8 protein-coding genes and 1 pseudogene are annotated in these 7,118 nt (G+C 63.7%); 8 read left to right on the plus strand and 1 reads right to left on the minus strand.

The features are described 5' to 3' along the window. The coding region (locus tag EN749_RS26995) for an NAD(P)-dependent oxidoreductase (RefSeq protein ID WP_145991016.1) at positions 1–852 on the plus strand (852 nt) is incomplete at its 5' end. Between the two features lie 24 nt (positions 853–876). Here the strand turns inward: EN749_RS26995 and EN749_RS39045 are convergent. After that, a pseudogene (locus EN749_RS39045) lies at positions 877–1,050 on the minus strand (FadR family transcriptional regulator); the annotation flags it as partial. Positions 1,051–1,112: 62 nt separating this feature from the next. Between EN749_RS39045 and EN749_RS27005 the strand changes: the two are divergent. The 7 genes from EN749_RS27005 to EN749_RS39480 form a co-directional block, all read left to right on the plus strand. Beyond that, positions 1,113–1,880 carry an SDR family oxidoreductase gene (locus EN749_RS27005; protein WP_128364317.1) on the plus strand — a complete coding sequence of 256 codons (768 nt, stop codon included), beginning with the start codon at positions 1,113–1,115 and terminating at the stop codon, positions 1,878–1,880. A 175-nt stretch (positions 1,881–2,055) separates the two neighbouring features. After that, positions 2,056–2,883 (plus strand): AraC family transcriptional regulator, encoded by an 828-nt coding sequence (locus EN749_RS27010; protein WP_128364318.1) that lies wholly within the window; start codon positions 2,056–2,058, stop codon positions 2,881–2,883. Positions 2,884–3,013: 130 nt separating this feature from the next. Continuing rightward, positions 3,014–3,457, plus strand: a complete 444-nt coding sequence (locus EN749_RS27015; protein WP_127321791.1) for an SRPBCC family protein — start codon at positions 3,014–3,016, stop codon at positions 3,455–3,457. Positions 3,458–3,469: 12 nt separating this feature from the next. Next, positions 3,470–4,264: an FAD binding domain-containing protein gene (locus tag EN749_RS27020; protein ID WP_128364319.1), complete on the plus strand. Its 795-nt coding sequence runs from the start codon at positions 3,470–3,472 to the stop codon at positions 4,262–4,264. 59 nt (positions 4,265–4,323) lie between these two features. Further along, on the plus strand, positions 4,324–4,806 hold the full coding sequence (locus EN749_RS27025) for a (2Fe-2S)-binding protein (RefSeq protein ID WP_127397969.1): 483 nt from the start codon (positions 4,324–4,326) through the stop codon (positions 4,804–4,806). Positions 4,807–4,819: 13 nt separating this feature from the next. Further along, a complete protein-coding gene (locus EN749_RS39475; protein ID WP_128309881.1) occupies positions 4,820–6,187 on the plus strand; it encodes a xanthine dehydrogenase family protein molybdopterin-binding subunit in 1,368 nt (455 codons plus the stop codon). A gap of 1 nt (position 6,188) precedes the next feature. Next, positions 6,189–7,118 (plus strand): molybdopterin cofactor-binding domain-containing protein (locus EN749_RS39480; RefSeq protein WP_145991017.1); only part of this gene is annotated, 930 nt, incomplete at its 3' end.

Genomic DNA, 7,118 nt, shown 5'->3' on the forward strand with positions numbered 1-7,118 from the left:
GGCTACAGCCTGACCTTCCTCGGCCGCAAGAACCGCAAACCGGCGGAAGACCTGCTTGGCCGCGGCGCCACGGAAGCATCGACCTCGCGCGATGTGGCGGCGGCATCTGATATCGTCTTCATCTGCGTCACCGGTTCGCGCGAGGTCGAAGCCATCATTCGCGGCCCCGGCGGCCTCAAGGAGGGCTTGAAAAAGGGCTCGGTCGTCGTCGACTGCTCGACCTCCGATCCGGTCTCGACGGTGGCGCTGGCAGCGGAACTCAAGGCGCTCGGAATCGATTTTGTCGACGCGCCGCTCAGCCGCACGCCGAAGGAAGCCTGGGAAGGCACGCTCGACGCCATGGTCGGCGCGCCGGACGCCCTCTTTGCCAGGGTGAAGCCGGTGATCGAAACCTGGGCCGGCCGCATCGTCCATATCGGCGACACCGGCGACGGCCATCGCATGAAGCTGCTCAACAATTTCATCTCGCTCGGCTACGCCGCGATCTATTCCGAGGCGCTGGCGCTGGCTGAGAAGGTCGGCATCTCGCCGCCACGCTTCGACAGCGTCATTCGCAATGGCCGCATGGATTGCGGCTTCTACCAGACCTTCATGCGCTGGACGCTGGAAGGTGACCGCGACGCGCACAAATTCACCATCGCCAATGCCTTCAAGGACCTGACCTATCTGGAATCGATGGCGGGTGCGGCCGGTATTGCCAATCCGCTCGGCAACGCCACCAAGAACTCCTTCGCCGGTGCCCATGCAACCGGGCCGGCCGAGCAATTCGTGCCGATGCTGGCAACGCATATCGCGGGGGTGAACGGTGTCGACCTGATGCCGATGAAGGATGGGAAGAAGCAGACCATTTAACCGATTGCCCAAGGCTGGCGCCGATCACCGCCTCCACCGCCCTATCCCATCGTCGGTATCTGCAAGCAGCTTGTGCACGGCGTTGCGCGCGGCGGCTGGGCGCTGCAGGCGGATGTTCTTTTCGATCGCCTCATGCAGCTTCTGCGCCTGGCGTTGATCGGCGACCTGCTGCGTCGTGAATGCGAAGAGATGGTCGACCGGTTTTCTCGGACAAACGGAACCGTTTGTCCGGAGATCATGGTCAAACAAAAGACGGTTTGATGGCCAACTCCCTGTTCAGCCTCGAGGGGCGGCTGGCGCTGGTGACTGGCTCCGGCCAGGGCATCGGCTTCGCGCTGGCTCGGGGCATGGCTGAACATGGGGCAAGCGTGGTGCTGAACGGCCGCGACGCCGCCAGGATCGGCGGTGCCGTCGAAAAGCTGCGCAATGCCGGCTTCAAGGCGCACGCCTCGACCTTCGACGTCACCGATTTTCAGGCGGTCAACGAGGACATTGCCCGCATCGAGGCCGAGATCGGCGCCATCGACATCCTCATCAACAATGCCGGCGTGCAGTTCCGCGCCCCGCTCGAGGACTTTCCCGAGGAGCAATGGGAGCGCCTGTTCAAGACCAATGTGTCGGGCGCCTTCCATGTCGGCAAGGCGGTCGCCCGCCACATGATCCCGCGCGGCAAGGGCAAGATCATCAACATCGGCTCGGTGCAGAGCGAACTGGCAAGGGGGAACATCGCACCATACACCGCGACCAAGGGCGCGATCCGTAACCTGACAAGGGGCATGTGCGCCGACTGGGCCAAACACGGCCTGCAGATCAATGCGATCGCGCCCGGCTATTTCCGCACCGAGATGAACCAGGCGCTGGTCGACAATCCGGAATTTTCCGCCTGGCTGGAAAAGCGCACGCCCGCCGGACGCTGGGGCGCTGTCGACGAGCTGATCGGCGCCGCCGTGTTCCTTGCGTCCGACGCATCGTCTTTCGTCAACGGCCATACACTGTATGTCGATGGCGGCATGACGGCTTCGGTTTGAGGGGCGTTCTTCCCTTGTGGGAGGAGAGGAAACCTATCGCTCAGTCTGAAAATCCGGCCGCATCGGCCGTCATTCGCCCTCGCCGCCCCCGCGCGTCTTGACGCGGCCCCGAACTCAGCCGCACAATCCCTGTTGCAGACGAAGGGAGGCCAGTCGTCTGCGGGAGGATATACCCATGACGGAAGCGATCAGGCTCTACTGGGGCCGGTTCGGACATGTATCTATCCTGAATGTCGCAAGCGACTTCGTCACCCATGCCCATGTCGAGGCCCATCTGATCATCTGGCTGGAAGGTACGGCCGGCGAAATGACCATCGGCCGCGAGACCGTCCGGCTTGGACCTGGAACGGCCGCCGGCATCAACTCCTTCCAGCCGCACAGCCATGTTCTGTCGCAAAACGGGACGCCCGGTCTGTTTCTCGCCTTCTACATCGATCCCGACTGGGCGCGGCGCCGCCGCGACCTGCCTTCGTCGGCACCGCTGTTTACACAAGCCGCGATCACGCTGGAACCATGGCTGCATCAGGCCGCCGCCAATCTGCTCGACCACCTCAGCGACAATGAGAGCGTCGACGATATCGCCAACTACGAGATCGAGCGTTTCATCGATAGCGTGCTCGACGCCGCCGACGCCTCGGCGCCGCAGGAGGCCCGTGTCCGCATCAACACCATGCAGGATTTCCGTGTCCGCAAGGCAATCCAGCTGATGAAGGCCAATGTCTGCGAGCGCATCTGCTTCGACGACGTGGCGCGCAGCGTCGGCCTGTCGCGACCGCATTTCTTCGCTTTGTTCAAGGAACAGACCAATCTGACGCCCAATGTCTACTGGAACACGCTGCGCATGGAGGAAGCGGTGCGGCAGCTGCAATGGTCGCGGGAGCCGCTGATCTCGGTCGCCTGCAATCTCGGCTTCACCACGCAGGGCAATTTCTCGCGTTTTTTCCGCGACCATGTCGGCGTGCCGCCGACGCTCTACCGCGAGGCCGCGCGGGCGATTGCCTGAGCCTGTCCTCGTTTAGTCAAGGTCGACTGTTTTTCAGACTCCTTGATACACGCTCAAGACGCATTGATAAGCGCCGCTGAAATGGCCGCCCTACCCTTGCACCGGATCGCTTTTGCAAGGGAACATTTGAATGGCCAAAGTCACCATATCCAGCGTCATCGACGCGCCGGTCGAAAAGGTCTGGGCGCGCATACGCGACTTCAACGGGCTGCCGGGCTGGCATCCGCGCATGGTGGAAAGCCACATTGAAGACGGCAAGGATGCCACCACGATCGGCTGCGTGCGCAATTTCCAGCTCGCCAGCGGCGCCCGCCTGCGCGAAAAGCTGCTCGACTTCTCCGATCAGAATTTCCTGGTCAGCTACTCCATCCTCGAGACGCCGCAGCCGCTGACCAACCACAAGGCGACCCTGCAGCTGCGGCGCGTCACCGATGGCGACCGCACCTACGCCGAATGGACCGCCAGCTTCGACGCCGCGCCCGAGGAGGCAGACAAGCTGGCCGAGGGCATGGGCGCCAATGTCTTTCAAGGCGGCTTCAACGCCCTGAAAAGCCATTTCGCCGGCCAGAGCTGACAGGAGCCAACCATGGCGCTGGCACTACAGACTTTTGCAACGGTGAAGGACGCTAGCGCGGCACTGAAAGCCCAGGGCACACGCTATCTCGGTGGCGGCACGCTGGTCGTCCGCGCGGCCAATGAAGGCGATGTTTCGGTTTCCGGCCTTGTCAGGTCGACCGAGCCGTCTTTGTCCACCATCGCCGTTGCCGGCGATAAAGTCCGCATCGGCGCTTCGGTGACGATGGCGGCGATCGCCAGCCATCCGGAGCTTGGCACGCTCGCCAAGGCCGCTCGCGCCGTCGGCGGCCCGGCCATCCGCAACATGGCGACCATCGGCGGCAATCTTTTTGCCCCGGCCCCCTATGGCGATTTCGCCGTTGCCCTGCTGGCGCTCGATGCGACGGTCGGCACCGATGACGGGCAAACGCCGATCGAGACTTTTCTGGCCAATCGGGACGGCAGCCGCGCCGTCGTCACTTCCGTAAGCTTCACGCTTCCGAAGGCCGACAGTTTCCGCTTCCTGAAAGTGTCGAGGGTCAAGCCCAAGGGTGTCTCTGTGCTCAGCATAGCCGCTGTTCTGGAACTGTCGTCGGATGGCACCGTGACCTCGGCGCGGATCGCGCTCGGCTGCATGGCGGATCGGCCAATGCGCGCCAGGGCGGCGGAAAAAGCGCTGATCGGCCGAACGCTGACCGCTGACGGCATCGCGCCGGCCTTGGCTGCGGCCGGCGATGGCATCTCGCCGATCACCGACCCGATCGCCAGCGCCTGGTATCGCGCCGAAGTCCTGCCGGTTCATCTCGGCCGGTTGCTGCTCGCTTAATATTCGTTCGGGGGCGCGCGTCTGTCCGCTGGTTCGGGCAGGCGCGCTGGGAGGAAAACATGGCAAAGGTTCCGGTTCAATTCACGCTCAATGGCTCGGAGAAGGCCGAATTCATCGACAGCGGCACGACGCTGCTGCACGCTCTGCGCGACAAGATCGGCGACACCTCGCCGAAAGGCGGCTGCCATCAAGGCACCTGCGGCGCCTGTTCGGTGATCATAGACGGCGAACTCAGGCTCTCCTGCCTGACGCTGGCCGAAACCTGCAATGGGGCGGCCATCAGCACGACTTCAGGGCTTTCGGAAAGCGGCGTGCTGCACCCGCTGCAACGCGCCTTCCTCGACACCTTCGCCACGCAATGCGGCTTCTGCACGCCGGGCATGATCATGGCGGCCAAGGTGCTGCTCGACCACACGCCCAACCCCAGCCGCGACGAGGTGGTCGAGGCGCTATCGGGCAACATCTGCCGTTGCACCGGCTACGAACCGATCATCCAGGCGGTGCTGACTGCCGCCCGCGCCAATTCGCAGAACGCGGCCTGAGGGGTCCAAAAGAATGGAACTGCGCAAGAACTACTTCGCCGATGTCCGCAAAGATGATCTGCACGAGATCGGCCAACCTCGGCCGCGCTCCGATTCACCCGGCCATGTCACCGGCAAGACCGCCTTTTTCGCCGACCGCAATTTCCCCGGCATGCTGCACCTGAAGATGGTGCGCAGCCCGCATCACCATGCCCGCATCCGCTCGATCGACACGTCGGAAGCGGAAAAGCATCCGGGTGTGGTGAAAATTCTGACCGCCAAGGATGTGCCGCACAATGTCTACACCATCCTGATCCTGATCCAGGTCGGGCCGGAGGACGAGACGGTGCTTGCCGACGGCAAGGTGCGCTGGAAGGGCGAGGCCGTAGTGGCGGTGCTGGCCGAAACCGAGCGTGCCGCGCAAGAGGCCGCAGCCAAGGTCAAGGTCGACTATGAGGTGCTGCCGGCCGTCTTCGATGTGGAAGAGGCGCTGAAACCCGGCGCACCGCTGGTCAACGAATATCACGGCCAGAATTATTATCTCTACGACAGCGGCGAGTGCCGCAAGGTGCGCTTCGGCGACGTCGAGGCGGGCTTCGCCGGCGCCGACCACATATTGGAGGAGAGCTACCAGTCCTCGCCGATCGAACATGCGCCGACCGAGACCACCGGCTGCGTGGTGGCACCCGAGGGCAATGACCGCTTCACCTGCTACACCAACACGCAGGCGATGTTCTTCACGCTCGACAACACCTCGATCATCCTGCAGATGCCGGGCAGCAAACTGCATTTCGTCGGCGGCACCGTCGGCGGCGGTTTTGGCGGCAAGGTCGACGTCATCGTCGAGCCGATCGCCATCCTCGGCGCAAAATTAACAGGACGACCAGTCTGTTTTATCTACAGCCGCGAGGAGGAGATGCAGATCTCGTCGCCACGCGCCGCTGAAAAGGTCGTCATCAAGGACGGCGTCATGAAGGACGGCCGCATCGTCGCGCGCAAGGTCACTGGCTACACCGATGCCGGCGCCTATTCGCGCCACTCGCCCTATGGCGCGCAGAAGGGCGCGGGGCACTATCCCGGCCCCTACACCATCCCGAACGTCTGGATCGACACCTACTGCGTCTACACCAACCGCACGCCCTCCTCCGCCATGCGCGGCTTCGGCGTCACCATCGGCGACTTCGCGCTGGAGGTGCAGATGGATAAGCTGGCGCGCCTGATCGGCATGGATCCGCTCGAATTCCGCTTCATCAACGCCTATCGCGACGGCGACATGAAGGCGCACCGCCAGCCGACCGAGGGCGCGGCGCTGATCGAGTGCATGCAGGAAGCCTCGCGCGCCGCCAACTGGCCGGTGGCGGAGAAATACATGGCGATGTCATCCTACGTGAAGGGAGCTTGAGATGGCGATCAGGCGTGGACGCGGCGTTGCCGCGATCAACTATCCCACCGGCATGAACCTCGGCGGCGACCCGACGCAGGCGCTGGTGCATTCGACGCCGACCGGCAATTTCATGGTGACGCTATCATCGGTCGATCTCGGCCAGGGCATGAAGCAGATCATGGCGCAGATCTGCGCCGAGACGATCGGCGTGCCGACCGACCGTGTCGTCGTCGACACCGCCGACACCGACACCGGCCCGCACTGCATGGGCACCTTCGCCTCGCGCGGCACGCACCGCGCCGGCAACGCCGTCATCCAGGCGGCAAGGGAAGCCCGCCAGGTGATGCTGGAAGTGGCGGCCGAGGAGTTGGAGGTGAATGCATCCGACCTCGAGACCGACGGCCAGGGCAACATCCTGGTCAAGGGCGCACCGCAAAAATCGATCTCGATCTTCGATGTCGCGCTGTCGGCACATTTCAAGCGCGGCCGCTCGATATCAGGCCGCGGCATGTTCCTGATCCCGCGCTCCTATCCCGAGAAAGAAACCGGCGCGATGAAGCCGTCGACCTGTTATGCCCATGCCTGCACGGTGGCCGAGGTCGAGGTCGACGACGAGACCGGCGAGGTGACCGTGCTGACAGTCAAGAACGTCTTCGAGATCGGCCGCGCGCTCAACCCAAAGATGGTCGAACAGCAGCTGGTCGGCGGCTCCTGGATGGGCATCAGCCATGCGCTCTATGAGACGACCGAGCCCTATTATCCCAACCGCGACCATGGCGGCACCGACTTCAACCAGTATCTGATGCCCGGCCCCGGCGACCTCGCCGAGACCGAGATCATCGTGCTGGAGCGTCCCTCGGCGGACGGACCTTATGGCGCCAAGGGGCCTGGCGAAATGTGCGCCAATCCGCAGATCCCGGCGGTCGCCAATGCCGGCTTCGACGCCGTC

The organism is Mesorhizobium sp. M7A.F.Ca.ET.027.02.1.1 (genome assembly GCF_004022985.1).
Lineage (GTDB): Bacteria > Pseudomonadota > Alphaproteobacteria > Rhizobiales > Rhizobiaceae > Mesorhizobium.

Bases quoted from the DNA above. Each gene is read 5' to 3' on its own strand.
- EN749_RS27005 (WP_128364317.1), top strand. From the start codon at position 1,113: ATGGCCAACTCCCTGTTCAGCCTCGAGGGGCGGCTGGCGCTGGTGACT.
- EN749_RS27010 (WP_128364318.1), top strand. From the start codon at position 2,056: ATGACGGAAGCGATCAGGCTCTACTGGGGCCGGTTCGGACATGTATCT.
- EN749_RS27015 (WP_127321791.1), top strand. From the start codon at position 3,014: ATGGCCAAAGTCACCATATCCAGCGTCATCGACGCGCCGGTCGAAAAG.
- EN749_RS27020 (WP_128364319.1), top strand. From the start codon at position 3,470: ATGGCGCTGGCACTACAGACTTTTGCAACGGTGAAGGACGCTAGCGCG.
- EN749_RS27025 (WP_127397969.1), top strand. From the start codon at position 4,324: ATGGCAAAGGTTCCGGTTCAATTCACGCTCAATGGCTCGGAGAAGGCC.
- EN749_RS39475 (WP_128309881.1), top strand. From the start codon at position 4,820: ATGGAACTGCGCAAGAACTACTTCGCCGATGTCCGCAAAGATGATCTG.